Source organism: Rhodonellum sp., from assembly GCF_030656585.1.
GTDB classification, from domain to species: domain Bacteria; phylum Bacteroidota; class Bacteroidia; order Cytophagales; family Cyclobacteriaceae; genus Rhodonellum; species Rhodonellum psychrophilum.
Window position 1 is genome coordinate 151,825 of record NZ_JAUSPP010000080.1, and the last position, 22,163, is coordinate 173,987.

Consider the following 22,163-nt stretch of genomic DNA (forward strand, 5'->3'; position numbering starts at 1 on the left):
TGATGATTTTCCAATTGTTCTCAAAACCAAAATCCACAATCCCTCGCTTTAAGGAATCAAGACCAGTCCCATTGCCAACTTTTCCTTAAGAAAGCAGATTGGATCAATCCTTTAGCTCCACTTTTTGTCCGGTTTGGACGGCTAGATAAATCGCATCGATAATCTTCAAATCCTTCAATCCCTCCTCTCCATCAACAGGCACCGTTGGGATTTTATTTTCAAAAATTATCTCAGACATTTCGTCCATTTGTACCGTTTGGTGGGTGATATGCGGCAATTCCAAAGGGCCTTTGTTTGTTCGGCCCTTGATCGGTCCATATCCTGTAGAAGGCTGGAGTTCGGCAAATCCTTTTTCTCCATTTAGGAAAAAGCGGTCCAAATTGTTCATACTATAAGTGGAAAGGCATGAAGCCACTGCACCGCTAGGAAAGCCCAATTGAAATTGAATCGTTTCGTCCACACCTTCCTTGAATTTGACCGGGTCTGTCTTGGTTTCCTGCGCAGTCACCCAAATGGGTTCTTCTCCGACCATATACCGGGATCCGTTCACGGCATAGATTCCAATGTCCATCATGGCTCCACCTCCTGCCAATTGCCTATTCAACCTCCACTGACTTGGATCACCTATCTTGAAGCCGCACAATCCTTGAAAAAACATGATTTTCCCCAATTCCCCCTCTTTCCTCATCCGGATAATTTCAAGGGTATTGGCCTCAAAATGCATCCTATATCCCACCAATAATTTGACATTGGCAGACTTGCAGGCGGCAATCATTTCTTCTCCCTCTTTGGCATTCAACCCCATCGGTTTTTCACAAATGACATGTTTTCCGGCTTGGGCAACGCGAATGGCCTGATCGCGATGAAGGCCATTGGGCGTGATGATATAGACGGCATCGATGTCCGGATTATTTCTGATCCGATCAAAATTATCGTAGTTGTAACAGTTTTTGTCGGGAATGTCATACTTGCGTTGCCAAGATTCGAATTTGGAAGGAGTCCCGCTGATGATCCCCACCAATTTGGCCTTGGTGCAGGATTCCATTGCCTCTGCCACCCTTGTGGCATAACTTCCCAGCCCCATGATGGCCACCCGAAGGATTTTTCCCTTATAAGGTTTTTCAGAGATCGCCTCTTGGTTTTTTGCGGAATAACTGGATAAAATAGGGAGTGCTACGGCTGAAAGCGTAAGCTTTTGCAAGAAGTTTCTTCGTGAGTTCATTTTGAATAGTTTAGGTTTAACATCATGGCAGGCTTGTCGATTGACATTTATACCAAAATCATTGAAAAACATGGAACAAATATTCTATAAAATCAGAAATTAGTCAGTATGAAAATTGATCCGACTAAAATTATGAAAAGAATTAAAAGAGAAAAAGAGGTTCAAATGTCATTGTTTTCTTGGCAGATCCGAATGCCTTTGTATTTCCGGAAAGGAACGACTAGAAAGATACAAAAACCAAACAAATCTATTTCAAATAGCTATCGGATTTATAAACCGAAAAAACCAATTTCACCCGAGTTCTACCCGAGTTCTGCATGGCCAATTCTATTCCAGCCTGAAATGGATTGATAATCAGTCCTCGTTTGGTGTTTTGACTTCAATTTTTTGAAAACATGCATTATTCTCCAAATAATCTGATTTTCATGCAACCTCAACCCAATTGGGAATCCTAATGCATGTTTCCGTTTTAACGCAATGTCCATCCGCAATATTACCAGTAACCACCAAAATTCAAAAAACCCTTAAACGAAATCTTTATTGGAAGCTTCTTCCAGCTTCGTCCCGAAAGCTTTCGAGATTCACCCCTTTTCTTCTAAAATATTTTTTATGGCACGGTAGCGGATGATCATTTAACATAATTTAAAAATGAAGATCAAAGTGGTACATCACCCATAAAAACGGATTCCTACCTCACCATTATTAAACCCGTTTTATGCATTACGAACTCAATTCAATAGTATAATTCACTGATAATCATTTAGTTGTTTACTATTTTAACTTCTCCCTATTGGAGTCAGGAATTTTTCTCCCAATAGTCTGATTTTCTTGCAGTTTCAATCCAATTTGGAAACCTATTTCATATTTCGGGTTAAAGGAAACGCAGTCACCATCCAAATCTTGAAATTCAATTGCCAAAGAAACATCTCACCTAAATGCTAATCCCGCTGGTTTGTATATGAGGAAACGAAGTGTTTGAAAATGGGCAAGGAATCCATAAAAATCTGTTTCCTGATCTTTGGGTATTTTTAAAAATAATGATCAAAAACTGGGTGAAATCCTCCGCTGACGCCCACTTCTACTTGTCAAGTATGGACACATTTTTTTGATATAATACACTGATAATAAGTATTTAATAAATGAATTCTGTTCTCAACAATTTCAAAAACATCAATATTGTTTTTTCCTTAGACTGTCTTTTCATCCCAATAAAAAATCAGGGGTTTTTACTGGGAGTTTGAAGATCAGCAAGGGTACAGGCAATTTTTTGATTGACCATTCCTTTGTTTCAAAATTCTCAAATGGATCAAATAAAGAAGCATATGCAAGACATTTTTTGGATTGTAATTCCGCTGCCCAAAACTCCAGAAATCCTTACCCCTCTTATTGGTTTCTAGATCCTTATCCCCATTTATGCAGCTGCAATCCATGAACCAAATTGGAACTTAAACCTTATTCCCAATGCAAACGTAAATGGTGAATATTGATAAAAAGAATAAGTTTTCAATGTTCATATTTGCCCTTTTCCAGTTAAAGAATGGCTTCTAGAAAACCAAATCCCAATTCGACATTATCAATAAAAATTGTATTTTTTAAATAAAATATAATTTTACCAATTAATGTTTAACAAATTTTAAAAAATAAGGTTGTTTAATTGTTAATTAAATTAAGATTGAATTTTCTACATTTGTTTTTATTTGAACCCTTTTAATCACTATACCCATGAAAAACATTTCAGCAATGAAAAAAGCCATCGGGATTTTCCAATCTTATGGCATCCCACTTACCGGCAAGAGAAAATCTGCGAATTTTTACAGGGAATTGGATATGGACAAAATCTTTGTTTCGGGCTTGGTATTCGAATTGGAGTACGGCTTGAACAAAGAATTGGCAGATGAAAAGGCAAATCAAGTAGAAACACCATCAGAATTGATTGGCTATTTGATGAGTGCTTAGAAACTTTGTGCTTGGGATCTGGGTTGGGTTAATGACATTATGAAATCAAAAAAATATTTATTCCTCACACTGATTCCAATTTTCACGCTTTTCTATTTCAACAATCCTGAAAAAGAGCACAAAATGACTTTTATTTCCAATCCCGAATTAAATACCATCTCCGGTTTGAATAATTGGAAAGGTACGCCGATAGATGAAAAAGGGAATTTCCAGAACCTTTATCAACCTTTTAAATCCAGTTTTGGAGACCTGCTGAAATGGCAAACCAGCAAGAATCCCCAAAAGAAAGAGAAGAAAAATGAAACCAGACGGCTTTCTGTTAAAGTTGACAACGACGCACTTCAGGGCGATGCCGATTATCTCATTTGGTTGGGTCATGCAACCTATCTCATGCAAATCAACGGGAAAGTACTGCTTACCGATCCTGTATTGATTGACAATTTATTTTTAAAAAGGGAAAGCAAATTGCCGATCTCTCTGGATAATTTGCCTGCTCTGGATTATATCCTGCTCTCACACAGTCACCGAGATCATTGCGATGAGAAGACCTTGGAATACCTTTCCGAAATCAATCCTGGAGTCACATTTTTGACAGGACTTGGCATGAAGGATGTGATTATTTCATGGACGAAAGGTCAAATGATTCAGGAAGCCGGATGGTACCAGCAGTTTGACATTCCCGGTTTGGATTTTGAGATCACCTATGTGCCCAGCAGACATTGGTCGAGAAGGGGCCTGTTCGATGAAAATGTAAGTCTCTGGGGTGGATTTTATTTAAAGACCAACCAACAATCCATCTATCTCATGGGGGACAGTGGTTCCGGACCTCATTTCAAAGACATCAGTACTGCCCTTGGCGAGCCTGACTATTGTTTGATGGGAGTTGGCGCATACAAGCCGGAATGGTTCATGAACCAAGCCCATATCAGCCCATTGGATGCAATTGATGCTTTCAATGAAATGGGGGGGCGCTATTTTATCCCTATGCATTTTGGAACTTTTGATCTTTCGGATGAACCGAGGATGGAACCCCTGGATGTGTTGATCGAACATGAATCCAAACTCGAGGGGGAACTTCTCCGCGTAGTTTTGGGAAAAAACCTTTTGGTTGGAAAATAAAGAAATCCTTTGAACGAGAACAACGGGCCTAGAGCTTGGCCCCTGAACCTTCAACAAATCAAATTTTAACGGACTTCCATTTCCCCTTTCTAAATATGTAAAACGCCACCACCGCATGCAGGGAATGGCAGAAGGCAATGCTGATATAAATCCCCATCATTTCCCATCCCACCACAAAGGCCAAAAAATAAGCCAAAGGAATTTCAATCACCCAAAAAACCCCAATATTGATCAGTGCAGGGGTTTTTGTATCTCCGGCACCATTGAAAGCATTGGTCATGACCATTCCCACGGCAAAGAACACATAACCCAAAACGATCACCTTCAAGCCATCTGCCGCCAATTCCCGGACAGCATCCGTGTCGGTAAAAACACCTGCCAATACATCTCCCGCCAATAAATAAAGGACGGTTACCAAAGCGAGGAAGATCACATTGTACCTCGCCGTCAGCCAGACTGAAATTTCAGCTCTCCTGTATTTTTGGGCGCCCAAATTCTGTCCCACCAAAGTGGCAGCAGCGCCGGACAAGCCCCAAGCTGGCATCAGCGTGAAAAGCAAAATCCTAAAGGCGATGGTAAAACCAGCCACTGCCACACTACCAAATTCGGCGGCCATCCTCGTGAGCGCAATCCAACCCACCGAGTCAATCAGAAATTGCCCCATTCCCCCAACAGAAATACTCACAATCCGCTTAATCACCAGAAAATTGATCGTCAAATTCTCCTTTAAAATAACCAATTTATGCTTCCCATTGAACAGATGGTACAATTGATAAATTACCCCGACGCTTCGCCCTGCTGTAGTGGCGATGGCTGCGCCTGTCAACCCAAATCCCTCAAAACTTCCCAATCCAAAAATAAACAGGGGGTCCAAAACAATATTCAAACCGTTTGAAATCCACAATGCCCGCATGGCCAAGTGCGGCTGCCCAGCACCTCGAAAAGCCCCATTGAGCAAAAAAAGGAGCATAATCGCCGTATTTCCAGCGAAAATTATTCTACTATACTCAACACCTATTGCCAACACCTCGTTCTCAGCCCCCATCATTCTGAGTAGGTCTTCGGCAAAATAAAATCCCAACAAACCCAAGATAACCGATACCACACCCCCAAAAGCAAGCAACTGGAAGGCCGCATTTCCGGCTTCCTTATACTCCTTTTCCCCTACCCTTCTTGAGATCAATGCCGTCGCCGCCATACTGATCCCCATACCGATGGCATATACCAAGACAATTACCGCCTCTGTCAGTCCCACCGTGGCCACAGCATGCTCACCCAACCTTCCCACAAAAAAGATATCGACCACCGCAAAGAGTGATTCCATCAGCATCTCTAAAATCATGGGTATTGCCAACAAGACAATGCCAGTTTTCAAATTGACTTTTGTATAATCCTGCTCCTTGCCACCTAGGGCATCTTTTAGTAGCTGCAACATAACTGTGATTGAACCACAAATGTACTTTAAAATTCAAAAAGTGGTTCCGGAAAATTAGGTCTAAACCGGCTATTTAAAGGCCCCTAAAGACTTCTTTCTAGAATTTAAACAATTGATTTTGCCTATATTGGATGCAAATAGAAAAGCAGAAAACCTTAGTAAAATAATGACCGATGACCTTAACCATTGAAAACATCTTATTAATTGGCTCTTTATTGCTCTTTATCAGCATCATCGCTGGCAAAACTTCCTATAAATTCGGTGTCCCAACATTGGTCTTGTTTTTATTGATTGGCATCTTGGCTGGCTCTGAAGGAATTGGTGGAATCAATTTCAATGATCCCGCAACAGCCCAATTCATCGGGATCGTATCGCTGAATTTTATTCTTTTTTCGGGGGGATTGGATACGAGCTGGACATCCATAAAACCAGTTTTGTGGCAGGGTATTTCACTTTCGACCATTGGCGTCCTTCTTACTGCGGTTTCATTGGGCACATTTGTCTGGGCAATTACGGATTTCACCATTTATGAAGGTTTGCTATTGGGCGCCATCGTTTCCTCCACGGATGCCGCTGCTGTTTTCTCCATACTTCGTTCCAAGAGCCTGGCTCTCAAGTCAAATATACGTCCCACCCTTGAGCTTGAAAGTGGGAGTAACGATCCAATGGCCTATGTTTTGACAATCGCGTTTTTGGGCTTGGTCATCAATCAGGACCTCGGCATCACTTCCATCATTCCATTGTTTCTCCAACAAATGATTTTTGGGGCATTGGCGGGATATCTTTTTGGAAGGATTAGCAAATATGTTATCAACAAAATCAACCTCGACTTTGAAGGGCTATATCCAGTTCTCGTAATTGCTTTGATGTTTATCACTTTTTCCGCGACTGATTTCATAGGGGGAAATGGATTTTTGGCGGTCTATTTGTGTGCGGTTTATTTGGGGAACAGTGAACTGATGCATAAAAAAACGATCCTGAAAATGTTTGACGGATTGGCTTGGCTGATGCAAATTGTGCTTTTCCTAACTTTGGGTTTGTTGGTTTTTCCTTCACACATTGTCCCAGTTGCAGGAATTGGATTACTCATTTCACTTTTCCTGATTTTCGTGGCAAGGCCCGTCAGTGTATTTTTGAGTCTGATTTTTTTCAGAATGAAAATCAGAAGGAGGTTTTACATCTCTTGGGTAGGCTTGAGGGGAGCAGTGCCGATCGTGTTTGCAACCTATCCCCTTTTGGCTGGAATCGACAAGGCGGAAATGATTTTCAACATCGTCTTTTTCATTTCCCTGACCTCGGTTCTGTTACAAGGGACCACTTTGACCCTCATCGCAAAATGGTTGCATGTGGCTTTACCGGAAAGAGTCAAGCCCATTGCCCCCACGGACATGTTTTTATCAGAAAGGGTGAAAACAGCCATGGTGGAAATTAAAATTCCTGAATTGGGATATGCCGTTGGAAAAAAAATCATCGATCTGCAGTTCCCCAAAACGGCAATCATTGCCATGATCAAAAGGGGTGAAAAATTCCTCACGCCCAATGGTGCGACGGTCATAGAGGACCATGACACCTTGATTGTGCTTTCTGACACGCAAGCAGGAATTGAGAAAGTTTATGATTGCCTACAAATCCCAATGTTAACCACTAAACTATAAAACCATGAAAAAGCGCTTTATCGTCCTAGTTGATTTTTCGGAACATTCAGCCAATCTCATCCAGTATGCCTATGATTGGTCAAAATTGGTGGATGCAAAATTACTGCTCTACCACAAAACAACAATAGTATCCCCAGCCCTTGCTGACAATGAGACGCGGCATTCGATTGCGCAAATGATCAATGAAAAAGCACTTGATAAGCTCAAAACTTTGTCAAAAAGTACTTTGCCCGAAAACGCCAATGTTCAATATTCTGTTTCCGAAACCAATTTGTTGCTTTCTCTTCAAAATTTTCTGGAAGAACCCTTTGAACATTTGATTTTTACCGGAATGAAAGGCACTGGGTTTCTAAAGAAAATTTTCCTCGGAAGCACCACTATCCAAATTATAGAAAACATCAATAATCTAATGGTTGCGATCCCAAAAGATATTTCAAGCTTTTCGCCCATTGATTTATATGTTGCCGTGAGCGAAAATCATCCTTTGAATATTTTGGAATTGAACAGACTTCTGAATTTCACGGGAGGAAAATCCAAAAAAATCACTTTCTTCTATTTTGCAAAAGACAACGAGGAAACGCTGGGAATGGAAAAACAACTGAGGGATTTGACCTTACTTTTTGGGGAAAAATACATAACGGATTTTGAAATTTATCAGGGAACAGATGCCTTTGAAAAAATCAAATTGGTGATCAACAACAAAACCAAGGAACTGCTTGTCATTCAAAAAGGATCGAGAGAATGGACAGATCAGCTTTTTCGGAAGTTTATGATCAATGAACTCGTTTATGCTGGGGAAACACCATTGGTCATTTTGCCTTAAGGAAAAAAACAGATTTTTGGAGGCCGTCATAGAATTCTACAAAATTTAAGTTTGTGTTGCTTCCTCATATTCAAGAGCACTTTTTCGATATTTTAGCCCATTTTATGCATTACGAACTCAAATCAAGATTGTATTTTACCAATAATTCAATAGATGCTGACTGTTTTTGACTTCACCGTATTTGGCGTCAGAAATTGGTCTCCAGATAGTCTGATTTTCTTGCAATTTTAATCCCATTTGGAAACGGAATGCATATTTCGGATTTAACAGAAAGGTATTTTTGGATACTTCGGTATGAATTCGAGTATAGCCGTTGATTTTCGGACAAAAAACCTTGGAAAATTAGAGTTTAAAAAAATTTTTTCACAAGACCTGGTTGAATTAAAAGGCAACCCCAATTGCCTCAGCTAAACTTTAGCTGCACTGGCCAAGCAAAAAGTAAATGATGACAAAAACCAAAATGGTTCCAAAACATCCTCCACCCAACTTATAGGCACCGTAACCTGCAATCAATCCTTTGAACATATTATTCATATTTTCCTTTTTTAGTTTGTTAATCTATGGCACACAATCCTTAATGCAATCTAATTATATTCCAAAAATAAAAAAACCTACTCTTTCACTTTTTGATTTGGCAGATTCTATCCGAGTTCTGCTGAGAATTCGGGTTTTTTGATGAGCAAAAATAAGGAGCAATTGAAATTCATTTCTTACAAGGATTTTCAAAAAGCTTATAACATTTACTGATTTTAGCATAAATATTTAATCGGATAAAAACGTCCGATTAAATATTTATGCTTACATTTGAGAAAACTAAAGAGAAATGTTTTCAAAAACTTGTCAATACGGTATCAAGTCAACGCTTTACATTGCCTTGCAATCGATAAATGAAAATCGTGTAAGCCTCAAAGACATCGCAAAGGAAATAGATTCACCTGAGGCATTTACGGCCAAGATTCTCCAAAAACTTGTTCACGCAGGAATCATCATATCCGTGAGAGGACAAATGGGAGGTTTTCTGATTGAAAGAGAGAAAATGGATTCATTGAAATTAATCCAAATCGTAAATGCGATAGATGGGGATCACATTTTCGTGGAATGCGGATTGGGATTGAGTCAATGCAATTCAAGTTTCCCTTGTCCCCTACATGAACAATTTTCAAAGATCAGGACGGATTTGAAAGCCATGATGGAGACAACCAGCCTCTTGGGTTTTGCCACTGGACTGCACGATGGGCTTACCTTCCTGAAGCGTTAAAAAAAATTATTCAAATAAAGGATATTAGAGTCTTATTATACCTTAATCATTTAATCAAGAGAATTTACAGCAAAACAACCCAAAACAGGACGTCAAAATACTGGGGGAATTTTCAATTCTCAAAATCAGAATAGCCTCTTTTCTTCAAGTGAAGACTATTCTGATGATTTAATCATGAATTTATTTCATTGGAATTCACAAAAATATTCATAAAAAAACACATAAAAATATGACAACAGTACAGTTAAAAACAATCGGAGAAATGGTAGCAGCGGATTACAGAACCGCTCAAGTTTTTAAGAATCACAATATTGATTTTTGTTGTAAAGGCAACCGAAGCATTCAGGAAGCCAGCGAGAGTCAAAACGTAGATCCGGCTGTGGTAATCCGCGAAATTGAGGCTTTGCAAGAATTGGGAAAAGAAGAAAACGAGAATTACAAATCATGGCCACTGGATCTATTGGCGGATTACATCGAGAAAAAGCACCACAGTTATGTCTCGACCCAAATTCCCATTTTGAACCAATATTTGGAGAAACTCTGTCAAGTACATGGAAAGGTCCATCCTGAATTGTTCGAAATAGCCGAGGAGTTTAAACATTCAGGCGGCGAATTGACCGCACACATGAAAAAAGAAGAATTCATTTTGTTCCCTTTCGTACGAAAAATGATGCAGGCCAAACAAAGCAATTCTAAGCTGGAAAAACCCCATTTCGGAAAAGTTGACAATCCGGTTCAAATGATGATGCATGAACATGAAGTGGAAGGTGACCGCTTCAGGAAAATCGCTGCGCTGAGCAATGATTTTACCCCTCCAAAAGATGGATGCGGTACTTATCAAGTGACATATGCTTTGCTCAGGGAATTTGAAGAGGATTTGCACCTCCACATCCATTTGGAAAACAATATTTTATTTCCCAAATCCATCGCAATGGAAAAAGAATTGAACGGATAATCCGCCGTGGGTTTCAAATAAAAATAAGAAATGACGCTAAGGAGAGAAACCAAAAGTTGCCTTCAGAGTGATCATTTCTTGTTTTATAATCGCATACCTGTCAAGGAACATCAAGGAGTCAGTCTTTGGCTTGAAAAAATTGATTTTGCGAAAATTTTGAAAACTCAAGATTAATTTAAGCCAGAAATATGCACTAGGCTTCCTAAGAAGGTTGAAACTGCAAGAAAATCAGACAATTGGGATAATAATTCCTGACATTGATATGGTGAAGTCAACAAAAGTCAACAACTGACTAATTATGAGATAAATACAGTATTGAGCAGCATTCTCAGTATATAAAACGGGTTAAACATCATGACTGACAAAAAGCCACTTAAAAGGAATATCGAACTCCAACCCTTAAGCAGGGAGCACCACCACAGCCTTTTGTTGTGCTGGAAAATCAGAAAGGGATTTTCCCTTGAGATTCCGGTAATTAGAATAAAGTCCTATGCAGATTGGTTTTTTTTGAATTATCTTCAACCCCATTTCAAGATTGAGGAAGATTTCCTCTTCCCCATACTAGGATTGGAACATCAGTTGGTCAAAAAAGCGATCGGGGAACACCGTAGACTTGCCAGATTGTTTCACAAGGAGAAGGAAATCGAAAAGTCCTTAAGTTTGATCGAAGAAGAATTGGAAAAGCATATCCGTTTTGAAGAGCGAGAACTGTTCAATGTCATTCAGCAATCTGCCACTGAAGAACAAATGAAAGCTCTCATTGAAAACCATACTGAGACTGCTTTCGAGGAAAACCCGATGGATGAATTCTGGAAAAAATAAATGGAAAAACTAATCTACGAAGATCACACATTTGTCAATTTGGCCTTCGCCGAAATGGAAACCAAAAACAGGGAATTCGAAAACTGTTTATTTAAGAATTGCGATTTTTCGAATGGGATTTTTCTATCCTCAAAGTTCATGGATTGTACCTTTACAAACTGCAACTTTTCACTGTGCAAACTCCCTCATTGTCAAATGAACAATGTATCCTTCAAGGATTGTAAGATATTGGGCGTGAATTTCAGTAAATGTTTGGATTTCCTTTTTGAGGTAAAGTTCGAAGATTGCTCGTTGGATTATTGTTCCTTTTCCAGAAAAAAATTACCAAAAACCCAATTTATAAAATGCTCCATGCGGCATGTGGATTTTTTTGAAAGCGATCTGTCAAAATCCTCCTTCTCCGAAACGGATTTGACAAATGCCATTTTTAACAATACAATTTTGAAAGAAGTGGACTTCACCACCGCGTCAAATTACAGCATCGATCCAGAAAGAAACACCATTAAAAAAGCAAAATTCTCCCTTCTAGGAATCGAAGGACTTTTGCACAAATATGATATCAAGATAGAGTGACTAAATGGTGCATTAAAAATTTTAAATTCAACCTCAATCCCCAAATTCTTCAATTCTTATTTCAAGTTTTTTTAAGACAATATTAAGACTATCTTAAATATTCTGCAGGTTTTAACTTCTATTTTTGTATAATGGATCTCAGCAATTGGATTCATTAAACCTGTCAATAATCAATGGTTATTTTGTAAATTTAAGAATATGAACCAAGCCCATTTGCATCTCGTTTTCAATCATTTACCGATAATTATACCGATAGTAGGCCTTTTGGTTTTGATTGGTGGATTGGTCGTCCGTTCTGAAATAGTCCAGCGGACTGCATATTTGCTTTTTGTTTTGGGTGCACTGAGCACCATTCCCGCCTTCCAAACCGGAGAGGGTGCCGAGGAAATAGTGGAGGAGATGCCTGGGATAAATGAGGAATCCATTAAAATCCATGAAGAAGCTGCCGAAACTTTCAGCTTATTTTCCTACGGCCTAGGTGCGGTATCTCTTCTGGGAGTGTGGGCCAATTGGAAGAAGAAATCCTTTTCAAGAATGATTTCTATCGTAACCCTGGCGGTTTGTTTGGTGACATTGTTTTTTGCCCAACAAACAGGAAATACAGGAGGAGTAATAAGGCATCCAGAAATAACCAATAAAAATTAACTTCCCCTAAGTCAATTAAAGAAAATACGATGGCCATCCTGATTTCCAGAGAGAATTTTTATTCAAAAAGCTTTGAGGTGGCCGAAACCAAAGGATTGGGTCATCCTGACACCATTTGTGATCAAATCACCGAACAAATCTCAAGAGCACTTTGCCGCTTTTACTTGACTGAATTCGGAAGTATTCAACACCACAATGTGGACAAGGCCCTTCTGATCGGCGGTCAATCCGAACCTATATTTAATGGTGGGAAAATCCTTCAACCCATCTCTCTGATCATCGCCGGCCGGGCCACCCATCAGGCACAGGATAAATCTGTTCCCGTGGAAGAAATTGCCATCCAAACCGCCAAGCAGTGGCTCGCGAAAAACATCAGGAATCTCAATGTGGAAACCGACATCCAAATCATTTCAAAGATCAGAAAGGGAAGTATTGAATTGGTCGAGTTGTTCAACAGGTTTGGGAAAGGCGAAATCCCATTGGCCAATGACACCTCGTTTGGAGTCGGCTACTATCCACTTTCATTTTTGGAAAACAACATCCTGAAAATTGAGCGCTTATTGAACCATCCCCTAACAAAGATGAAATTTCCATTTATTGGAGAAGACATAAAGGTCATGGGCGTCAAAAATCAAAGTGAACAACTATTCACTGTCGCCATCGCAATGGTCGACCGACATATTTCTGATTTATCGGATTACATTTCAAAAATCGAAAAGGTAAAAACCTACCTGAAGGAAACGCTGAATCTGGGCCAATGCTCGATAGACATCAATACTGCCGATGATTATGAACGGGAAAGCATTTACCTGACCGTATCGGGGACGAGTGCGGAAAGTGGAGACGATGGGCAGGTGGGCAGAGGCAACCGCATCAACGGATTGATCAGCCCCTATCGCCCCATGAGCCTTGAGGCTGCCTCAGGAAAAAACCCTGTCAGTCATATTGGAAAAATATACAATTATTTCGCCATGGATTTGAGCAGAAGCCTCGTGGAAAATCATTTTGCGAGCCAGGCATATGTCTATATAGTATCGCAAATTGGAAAACCCATCACTGAACCACAACTGCTTCATATCCAGATAGATTACGAAAATTCAAATCCGGACAATCTTGATGATTTTGTAAAGGAGAAACTCCTGGAACTTCCCCGATATTGGAGAAGAATCATTGAATTCAAAGATTGAATACTTCCAGAAAATTGATTTCACCCCGGCTTATGGATCAACAATTCCATTCCAGCCGGCAATTGCACAATAACCTTCCTGTGTTTTCTGTTTTTTGATTTCAGCATATTGGTTAGACGACTTACTCTCCCAATAGTCTGGTTTTCTTGCCGTTTCCCTACCCTTAAAAATCCTAATGAATAGTTCGGGTTTACCCTCCAATTCTTGAAGAAACACGTTTTGAAGAGGATAAAATGAAGGCCAGTGGCCCCTCAATTATAATGATAGTGTGGTATTTCGTTGGAAACACCATCCCTTTTATTCGCTATTGGGATAGTGGGGGTAAGTAGCGCATTTTTCGCCAATCGAAAAAAATAAACCATCCAACTCACAATGCCTATCATTTTTGCCACCATTCCAAAAAGCACTGGATCAAAAAATCCCAACTGCATCAAATCAATCGTCAAAGAAACAGCAAAGAAAAACATAGAGATGCCCAATAGGCTATAATCGGTCCTACGAATCAACGAATGATAGGCGGTAAGGTACAACATCAAAAATGCCCCATAACCTGGAAGAATGAATATCCTGAAAATACCGAGAAAGGCTGCTACTTGTTCATGGATAAGAAACACATCATCCAGGAAAAAAATCAATGTTAACATACCGGACACAAATAAAAACCGACTCATCCTGGCTCTTCCTGCCCGACTGGAAAGAACCTTGGATACAAAAAAACATATTGTTATCGACACAGACCAAAAGAACCAACCAATCCGAAAAAAAATCCCCGTATACAAGGGGGACTCCAAGAGCGTCATCGGATGCTGGAGTAGTGTAGTGTAGGGCGCATTGGCCCACGCTTTCCCTATCAATAAGCCACAAATTAAAATTATGCAAAGCAATAGGGTCAAACCGATTGCAGCACGATTTGATTTACCTCCATTGGGCAGAAACGAAAATTGTATATTCATTTATTTTTGATCAAAAAATGTAACCCCCAGATCAATATTCAATTCTTAAATTCACCCAACAGCATTGGTATTAACTGATTACTCAAATTCAAAGGCACAATATTATCCGATTGAATATTACTTTTTGAATTGAAGCAATATAACCAAAATAAAATTTTAACGGCTATCCTTAAAATGATTTAAAAAATATTTTCATGTTTTTTCTTATAAAAATCACCACCATTCCATATCAATTGACAGAAAATAAATTTTATTTCATATTTTGATTACCTATTAAATATTAAAGTAGTATTTTTATAACTATTTCAATATTAATTGTAATCATAAAAAATCTAAACTTAGAGAATATAGAATTTGAAAAATAGAAATGAAGAAATCGCTCTCCCAATCGATTAAAATCACTTCAGTAAAATTTGACTCAAGGTGTTTTTGAGTTGATTTCAGAATGCCCAAAATCACTTTATAGTATCCACTTGATGGTGACAATGAATTGGGAGCCTCCAATACCGCTATTTTTGATGCCAAATCATTGGCATTGACTAGATTTTTTCTTTGAAAACAACACCAAACAGAAGAGGAAAAAAATCTTCTGTTTTATCTAAAACCAATCCGATGAGCGAACAAACTTTTAGCACCAATCAATTGTATGGTTTTTTACCATCCACTATCGAAGGAATCAATTCCCTGGCGGCACTTGCCCTTGACATGAGGTGGTCATGGAACCATACAGCGGATAAATTATGGCAACAGCTTGATCCAGACCTTTGGGAACTTACCAATAACCCCTGGGTGGTTTTACAGACAGTTTCACGGGATAGGGTTGAGCAATTGTTGTCTGACCCCGGTTTTCGCGAAAACCTGGATTCAATTTTACAAGCAAAGGAACAGGCCAATACCCTCCCTGCTTGGTTCCATAAAAAATTCCCAGATGTCAAACTTACTGCTGTTGCTTACTTCAGCATGGAATTTATGCTTAGCGATGCGCTTCCGATTTATGTAGGAGGCTTGGGAAATGTAGCCGGTGACCAACTTAAATCAGCAAGTGATTTGGGTGTTCCCGTAGTGGCGATCGGACTTTTTTATCAACAAGGCTATTTCCATCAAGAAATCGACAAAAATGGCAATCAGTTGGAACGCTATCCCTACAATGACCCTGGACAGTTGCCCATCACCCCCTTGAGATTGCCAAACGGCGAATGGCTGAGATTGAAGATCTCAATAGCCGGATATCCTGTTTGGCTGAGAACTTGGCAGGTTCAGGCAGGAAGGGTGAAGCTTTTTCTCTTGGACAGCAACGATGCCGCCAACCTTCCCGTCCATCGAGGAATCACCAATGAACTTTATGGAGGAGGGGCTGACCTTCGGATGAAACAGGAACTGATTCTGGGGATTGGTGGCTGGAGATTGCTCCGAGCATTGGGGATAAAACCAGAGGTTTGTCACATGAATGAAGGGCATGCTGCATTTCTGGTTTTGGAGCGCGCCAATGATTACATGAAGGAAACAGGCACTTCCTTTAAGGAGGCATTGATGGTAACGAGATCGGGAAACCTATTTACGACCCACACCGCTGTCCCAGCTGGTTTTGACCATTTCAAACCCTCATTGATGCAACAAATGTTAGGGTCCTATTCGCAGGAAGAACTGTCCATTGATTTCGATGAATTGATGGCCCTCGGAAGATGGGACCCAAAGGATCAAACAGAGGATTTCAAGATGGCTTACTTGGCCATCCGTGGTTGTGGAGCCATCAATGGGGTGAGCAGTTTACACGAAAAGGTAAGCAAAAAACTGTTTATGAATCTTTTCCCCCGATGGCCGGTGGAAGAGGTCCCGATTGGACATGTCACCAATGGGGTGCACATGCCAAGCTGGGATTCTGAGATTTCGGATAAAATCTGGACCCAAACTTGTGGAAAAGACCGATGGCGAGGAAATCTTGGGAATTTGGAGGAGCAGATGGTGGCCGTTTCGGATGAGACGCTTTGGCAAATGCGCAATTCATCCCGCAGCAATCTCGTCAATTTTACCCGCAATCAATTTGAACGGCAGTTGAGCATTTCCGGTAGGTCGACGGAGATGCTTGAGATTGCCAGACAGGTTTTCAATCCCAACACCTTGACTTTGGGTTTTGCCCGACGTTTTGTCCCCTACAAAAGACCAAACTTGCTTTTACACGACCCGGAAAGGTTGATCAGGATCCTCACCCACCCCACACATCCCGTTCAACTGGTTTTGGCGGGGAAGGCAGCCCCCTTTGACGAAGTCGGAAAGGCATTGATCCGAAAATGGATCCAATTCATCAACCAAAACAACTTGCATCACCATGTTGTCTTTTTGGATGATTATGACATGTCCTTGACCGAAAATCTGGTCCGCGGTGTGGATGTTTGGATCAATACCCCAAAACGGCCTTGGGAAGCCTCCGGAACAAGCGGAATGAAAGTATTGGTCAATGGCGGCATCAACATATCCTCACTGGATGGCTGGTGGGCGGAAGCATACTCACCGGATGTGGGTTGGGCAATAGGCGATGAGATGGATCATGGGGATGACCCTATCTGGGATATAAAAGCAGCGGAAGAACTTTATGATCTCCTTGAAAAGGAAGTGGTACCGACATTTTACAACCGTGACCCAAATGGTATACCGACGGCATGGATCAAACGAATGCGGAACAGCATGGCAAAACTGACCCCGAGATTTTCGGCAAATCGAACCGTCCGAGAATATACCGGGAAATATTACTTGCCCGCAGCTGAAAAATATTTGAGACGAGCAGCCGATAATGGGAAATTGGGAATCAAACTGATCCAGCAAAAATTGGAACTTGAGGAAAAATGGCACCAGCTGAAATTTGGAATTGTAGAGACTTCCGGCATTCAAAATGGATATTTCTTTAAGGCGGAGGTCTATCTGGGTGAAATAAAACCCTATGAAATCATGCTGGAACTCTTTGCCGATGGAATCGATGGGAGTGCGCCCAAAAGGATAAAAATGGAACCAAACTCCAAGAATCCAGAGTCGGAAGGGCTGTATTACCAGGCAGAGGTCATCACATCGAGACCGGCAGACGACTTTACGGCCCGAATCATCCCCAACTTGGAGGGATTGACGGTTCCCCTAGAGATCAATCTCATTCACTGGCAAAGGTGATGGACTTCCTCGTTTTTGAATGATTTTCAAAAACAAGGAAGTCTTCCCCCAACCCAATTATCACCTGTATTCCCAAAGTCGTATTGGCCATGAATGCTTTTACCTAGGATTCGGCATCGCCACCGAAAAAAGGATTCCAAGTATAATTGTCTTAACTTGCAGGAAATTACCGATTGCTTTTGTTTGGATTCGGTACAAAATCTTATTTCACACTTGTTATCATATATGCAATTCCAATCATTAAACATCATTGAACCTATTTTAAAGGCCCTTCAAGAGGAAGGTTATACTACTCCTACCCCGATTCAGGCGCAATCCATACCCATCGTTTTGGAAGGGAATGACCTTTTGGGCTGTGCCCAAACAGGCACGGGAAAAACGGCAGCTTTTGCCATCCCAATCCTTCAGCGCTTGGCCAACAACAAAACATTCAACAAAAAAAGAAAAATAAGAAGCCTCATCGTCACTCCTACCCGGGAATTGGCCATACAGATTGACGAAAGTTTCAAAGCCTACGGAAGACACACTGGATTGACCTCGATGGTGATATTCGGTGGCGTAAACCAAAACCCACAAGTCGCAAAGCTGAATGCAGGCGTAGATATTTTAATCGCTACACCTGGAAGACTTTTGGACTTGATGAATCAAGGATATGTCTCCCTTCGTGAGGTGGAGATTTTTGTACTTGATGAAGCTGACAGGATGCTGGACATGGGATTTATCCATGATGTCAAAAAATTATTGGCCGTGCTACCCAAAAAGAGACAATCGCTTTTCTTTTCGGCCACCATGCCACCAGAGATCATCAAACTTGCCAATACCATTCTGGACAATCCTTTGGAAGTTTCGGTTACACCGGTATCCTCCACTGTTGACATCATCAACCAATGCGTTTATTTTGTAGACAAAGGAAACAAAAACGCCTTGTTGGTCGAATTGCTCAAGGACAAAAAAATCAAAACCGCGCTCGTCTTTACCCGCACAAAACATGGTGCTGATAAAGTGGTGAAAATGCTTGTCAGCCACAACATCAAAACTGAAGCGATTCACGGAAACAAATCCCAAAACGCAAGACAACGCGCTTTGACCAATTTCAAGGACCAAACCACGCGTGTATTGGTGGCTACGGATATTGCCGCTAGGGGAATTGACGTGGATGAATTGGAATATGTCATCAATTATGAGCTTTCCAATATCGCAGAGACCTATGTACACAGGATCGGAAGGACAGGAAGAGCTGGTGCAAAAGGTACGGCCATATCTTTCTGTGATGCGGAAGAAAAAGCCTATCTCAAGGACACCGAAAAATTGATCGCCAAAAAAATCCCTGTTATTGAGGACCATCCTTTCCCTTTGATGGATCACAATCCGGTGAAGGCTCCAAAGCAACAAGGCCGAGGAAATGCTGGCCATTCCAGACCAAAACCTGCACACAACAATTCTTCAAAAAGGTAGGGAGAGAAATGATAAAATAAAATGTCTGCTTTTTTGAGACATTGTTTTATGAACTTGAGAAATAGACCGGAACTTTATCCTTCCGGTCTATTTTTTTTTGCATTCATCTTTATGATCACACCCAGAACCATCACACTCAGTAGCGCCGCAAAAAAACACCAAACCGAAATCAAGTGGTCTTCGAAATACAATTCGGCTAGCAAAAAAGAAAATAGGTTTGCCAGACCCAGTAATGGCATCCCCTTGGTACTGGAAACAAATGGACTGAACACGATGGGGATGAAGTAAAAAACAGCACTCCAAGTCACCAGTGACTTGGAAAAGTCCAGTGTATATTTGATGTGATCCCCCCTAATCTCCGCCGAGAAACCATATTCCTGGATACTATACAATAAATAAAGGGCAACGGTGAAACCCATTGCCATAAATCCACCGAGCACCATTTTTTTCAACCTATTTGTTTCAAGTAGAAAAATTGAAACCGGAATCCAAACCGGCCATACCACCTGTGCAAATCCAAGAAAAATCAAGGCGGACCAATGGCTCCAAGAACTATGGCTTGGTGCTGACAATGCTATCCATAAAATCCCTTCTGACAATTGCTGAAAGGCAAACATCAAGGGAATAGCAGCAAATGCAAATTGAGAACGTGTTTTCACCTTTGATACCGCTATTGCACCGATACTTCCAAGGACAATACTGGCTCCAAAACTTGCTTCAGCAGAGAAACACATCCGTTCTTTTTTTCGGTTTGAAAATGGGATTATTTAACAATTGTGCGCAAAAACAAGGGAATTGGCCAACGCAGGTAAAATATGCTTTTTAATTTTAGTCCTCTATTGGGAAAACAATCACTTTAGCACCTTTCACGTGCTTATGTTTCAAATCCATGATAGCTTCATTGGCTTTTTCAAAAGGGTAAGTCTCCACCACAGGCTTGATGGGGATCGATGCCGCCAGAGCCAGAAAATTTTCAACGTCCGATCTTGTGATGTTTGCTACGGTTTTGATATTCTTCTCCATCCACAAGTGATCCTGGTAGCGGATCTGTAAGAGTGCCCGCTGGTCAGTCGACTCCTTCCTGATCGCATTGATGACCAGTCCTCCACCAGGTTTTAGGTGAAACAATGCCTGTACTATCGTATTCCAAACCGGAGTGGTATCGATGATTGCGTTGAGCTTATTTGGCGGAACTTCGGAATGGTCCCCAGCCCAATTTGCACCAAGTTGAAGTGCAAATTGTCGCTCATGGAGATTCCTGGCAAAAACAAATATTTTGGATTCGGGATAGAGGTATCTTGCCATCTTCAAAACCAGATGCGCAGATGCTCCAAAACCAGATAGCCCAAGTATCTGCCCATCCAAAAGTCCTGCAAGCATCAATGCCCTGTACCCAATCGCACCCGCACACAAAAGAGGGGCCGTTTCAAGGTCTGAAAAATCACTTGGGATTTTGAAAGCATAAGACGCATCAATCACCATATATTCCGCATATCCCCCATTGGCATCCCTTCCTGTGGCCCTAAAATCAGGACACAGATTTTCCAATCCCGACAAGCAAAATTCACACTGTCCACAAGCGGAAAATATCCATGCGACACCCACCCGATCTCCTTTTTGGAATCGAAAGGTCTCTACCCCACACGCTTCAACTATTCCCACGACTTGATGACCCGGAACCACCGGGAAATAGGCAGGTGGCGTTCTTCCCTCAATTTCATCCAATTCCGTATGACAAACCCCACAGCAACGCACTTTAATCAGTATCTGATTTTTCTTTGGAACAGGCAAAGGAATATCCACCAGATGCAAAGGCTTTGTTTCTAGTGCTAGATCCGAAATATTTTGGATAAGCCAGGCTTTCATTTTTTTTTAAATCTTCAAAAGTGAGAAAAAAAATCACCTCCTCAACGGCGCCAAAAGGAATTAAAATATTGTTTTTCAATATTTTAAGGTAACGAAAATGACTGACTTATTCCTTTTTCCATTTAAGAATGTTCAAACCTTTTTGGTTGATCTATTTCCTGGTGACGAAAACCTCCCGAGAGTTCCCGGGCTGCAGGAGATCATTTTCAAATACCAAGCATACAGAAATTAAATGTTAACTTTACAATTCACCCACTGGAATCAGGACTTGAAAAGGATTTTGCTCGTAGAAGACGACCCTGCATTGAACAGGAATATCAAGGATGCTTTGATGGAGGAACAGATGAAGGTAGAAACGGTCTTTGACGGGTTGCTGGCGTCCAAAATGCTCCGCAAATCAAATTATGACTGCGTCTTGTTAGACATCAATCTGCCCTATAAAAACGGATATGATTTGTGCCAAGAATTCAGAAAATACAACAAGGAAACACCTGTGTTGATGCTGACTGCCTTTGATGAAATCGAAGACAAGGTCTTGGGATACGAATCCGGTGCAGACGATTATCTGACAAAGCCATTTTTTATGAAGGAATTGGTCTTAAAAATCAATTCCCTGATCAAGAGAAGAAGCACGAATATAAATGCCGCTAAGGTCTCCCAAACCATCATCATGGGAGATTTGATAATCCAAACAGAAATCAAAAAAGTGACTCGTCAGGGGATTGAGATCCAACTCACGCCAAGAGAATACCAAATCCTTTTGCGGCTGGTGCTTTCCAGAGGGGAATTGGTGGCCAAAAAATCCCTGATCTCCGAGATTTGGGGAACCTCATTTGATGCCAACTCCAACACCATCGAGGTGTACATCAACTTTTTGCGGAAGAAAGTTGACAAACCCTTTGGGCAAAACTCGATCAAAACCAAAATAGGCTTTGGTTACTTTTTTGAAGACAACACCGGAACCATAGCGGGATGATTAAACCCGAAATATGCAATAGGTTTCCAAATGGGAATGAAACTGAAAGAAAATCAGACTACTGGGAGAACAATTCCTAACACCAATAGGGTGAAGTCAAAAATAGT

The 22,163-nt window shown here is 40.8% G+C and carries 18 protein-coding genes; 13 read left to right on the top strand and 5 right to left on the bottom strand.

The features are described from left to right. Nucleotides 1-103: 103 nt before the first annotated feature. On the bottom strand, nucleotides 104-1,222 hold the full coding sequence (locus tag Q7J63_RS19915) for a Gfo/Idh/MocA family protein (protein ID WP_026333533.1): 1,119 nt from the start codon (nucleotides 1,220-1,222) through the stop codon (nucleotides 104-106). Nucleotides 1,223-2,944: 1,722 nt separating this feature from the next. On the opposite strand from Q7J63_RS19915, the gene Q7J63_RS19920 reads away from it, so the two are divergent. Both Q7J63_RS19920 and Q7J63_RS19925 read left to right on the top strand, forming a co-directional pair. Next, the gene (locus Q7J63_RS19920; RefSeq protein WP_019597016.1) at nucleotides 2,945-3,178 is read left to right on the top strand and encodes a hypothetical protein; all 234 of its coding nucleotides are present in this window, start codon (nucleotides 2,945-2,947) and stop codon (nucleotides 3,176-3,178) included. Nucleotides 3,179-3,217: 39 nt separating this feature from the next. Beyond that, on the top strand, nucleotides 3,218-4,297 hold the full coding sequence (locus Q7J63_RS19925) for an MBL fold metallo-hydrolase (RefSeq protein ID WP_019597017.1): 1,080 nt from the start codon (nucleotides 3,218-3,220) through the stop codon (nucleotides 4,295-4,297). A 58-nt stretch (nucleotides 4,298-4,355) separates the two neighbouring features. Here the strand turns inward: Q7J63_RS19925 and Q7J63_RS19930 are convergent, their stop codons facing one another. After that, nucleotides 4,356-5,732, bottom strand: coding sequence for an MATE family efflux transporter (locus tag Q7J63_RS19930; protein ID WP_304888737.1), 1,377 nt, complete (start codon nucleotides 5,730-5,732; stop codon nucleotides 4,356-4,358). A 173-nt stretch (nucleotides 5,733-5,905) separates the two neighbouring features. Between Q7J63_RS19930 and Q7J63_RS19935 the strand changes: the two genes are divergently transcribed. The 8 genes from Q7J63_RS19935 (at nucleotide 5,906) to Q7J63_RS19970 (ending at nucleotide 13,650) form a co-directional block, all read left to right on the top strand. Beyond that, nucleotides 5,906-7,387 carry a potassium/proton antiporter gene (locus tag Q7J63_RS19935; protein ID WP_019597019.1) on the top strand — a complete coding sequence of 494 codons (1,482 nt, stop codon included), beginning with the start codon at nucleotides 5,906-5,908 and terminating at the stop codon, nucleotides 7,385-7,387. 4 nt (nucleotides 7,388-7,391) lie between these two features. Next, complete coding sequence (locus Q7J63_RS19940; RefSeq protein ID WP_019597020.1) at nucleotides 7,392-8,210, top strand: universal stress protein; 819 nt, start codon at nucleotides 7,392-7,394, stop codon at nucleotides 8,208-8,210. An 823-nt stretch (nucleotides 8,211-9,033) separates the two neighbouring features. Next, nucleotides 9,034-9,468: an Rrf2 family transcriptional regulator gene (locus tag Q7J63_RS19945; RefSeq protein ID WP_019597023.1), complete on the top strand. Its 435-nt coding sequence runs from the start codon at nucleotides 9,034-9,036 to the stop codon at nucleotides 9,466-9,468. Nucleotides 9,469-9,697: 229 nt separating this feature from the next. After that, entirely contained in the window at nucleotides 9,698-10,423 is a 726-nt protein-coding gene (ric, locus tag Q7J63_RS19950) for an iron-sulfur cluster repair di-iron protein (RefSeq protein WP_304888741.1), read from the top strand. Between the two features lie 354 nt (nucleotides 10,424-10,777). Beyond that, nucleotides 10,778-11,245, top strand: a complete 468-nt coding sequence (locus tag Q7J63_RS19955; protein WP_019597025.1) for a hemerythrin domain-containing protein — start codon at nucleotides 10,778-10,780, stop codon at nucleotides 11,243-11,245. A gap of 54 nt (nucleotides 11,246-11,299) precedes the next feature. Beyond that, complete coding sequence (locus Q7J63_RS19960) at nucleotides 11,300-11,818, top strand: pentapeptide repeat-containing protein (RefSeq protein ID WP_304888855.1); 519 nt, start codon at nucleotides 11,300-11,302, stop codon at nucleotides 11,816-11,818. 198 nt (nucleotides 11,819-12,016) lie between these two features. Continuing rightward, nucleotides 12,017-12,463 (top strand): hypothetical protein, encoded by a 447-nt coding sequence (locus tag Q7J63_RS19965; protein WP_019597027.1) that lies wholly within the window; start codon nucleotides 12,017-12,019, stop codon nucleotides 12,461-12,463. Nucleotides 12,464-12,492: 29 nt separating this feature from the next. Beyond that, on the top strand, nucleotides 12,493-13,650 hold the full coding sequence (locus tag Q7J63_RS19970) for a methionine adenosyltransferase (RefSeq protein ID WP_304888744.1): 1,158 nt from the start codon (nucleotides 12,493-12,495) through the stop codon (nucleotides 13,648-13,650). A 251-nt stretch (nucleotides 13,651-13,901) separates the two neighbouring features. Here the strand turns inward: Q7J63_RS19970 and Q7J63_RS19975 are convergent, their stop codons facing one another. Further along, nucleotides 13,902-14,294, bottom strand: coding sequence for a hypothetical protein (locus tag Q7J63_RS19975; protein ID WP_139189644.1), 393 nt, complete (start codon nucleotides 14,292-14,294; stop codon nucleotides 13,902-13,904). Nucleotides 14,295-15,215: 921 nt separating this feature from the next. On the opposite strand from Q7J63_RS19975, the gene glgP reads away from it, so the two are divergent. Next, nucleotides 15,216-17,759, top strand: coding sequence for an alpha-glucan family phosphorylase (glgP, locus tag Q7J63_RS19980; RefSeq protein ID WP_304888746.1), 2,544 nt, complete (start codon nucleotides 15,216-15,218; stop codon nucleotides 17,757-17,759). 225 nt (nucleotides 17,760-17,984) lie between these two features. Continuing rightward, nucleotides 17,985-19,214 carry a DEAD/DEAH box helicase gene (locus Q7J63_RS19985; protein WP_019597033.1) on the top strand — a complete coding sequence of 410 codons (1,230 nt, stop codon included), beginning with the start codon at nucleotides 17,985-17,987 and terminating at the stop codon, nucleotides 19,212-19,214. 74 nt (nucleotides 19,215-19,288) lie between these two features. Here the strand turns inward: Q7J63_RS19985 and Q7J63_RS19990 are convergent, their stop codons facing one another. Next, complete coding sequence (locus Q7J63_RS19990) at nucleotides 19,289-19,948, bottom strand: DUF6629 family protein (RefSeq protein WP_304888749.1); 660 nt, start codon at nucleotides 19,946-19,948, stop codon at nucleotides 19,289-19,291. A gap of 94 nt (nucleotides 19,949-20,042) precedes the next feature. Continuing rightward, on the bottom strand, nucleotides 20,043-21,080 hold the full coding sequence (locus Q7J63_RS19995) for a zinc-dependent alcohol dehydrogenase family protein (RefSeq protein WP_304888750.1): 1,038 nt from the start codon (nucleotides 21,078-21,080) through the stop codon (nucleotides 20,043-20,045). Nucleotides 21,081-21,312: 232 nt separating this feature from the next. Here Q7J63_RS19995 and Q7J63_RS20000 point away from each other — a divergent pair, with 232 nt between their 5' ends. Next, nucleotides 21,313-22,056: a response regulator transcription factor gene (locus Q7J63_RS20000; protein ID WP_019597038.1), complete on the top strand. Its 744-nt coding sequence runs from the start codon at nucleotides 21,313-21,315 to the stop codon at nucleotides 22,054-22,056. Nucleotides 22,057-22,163 lie beyond the last annotated feature (107 nt).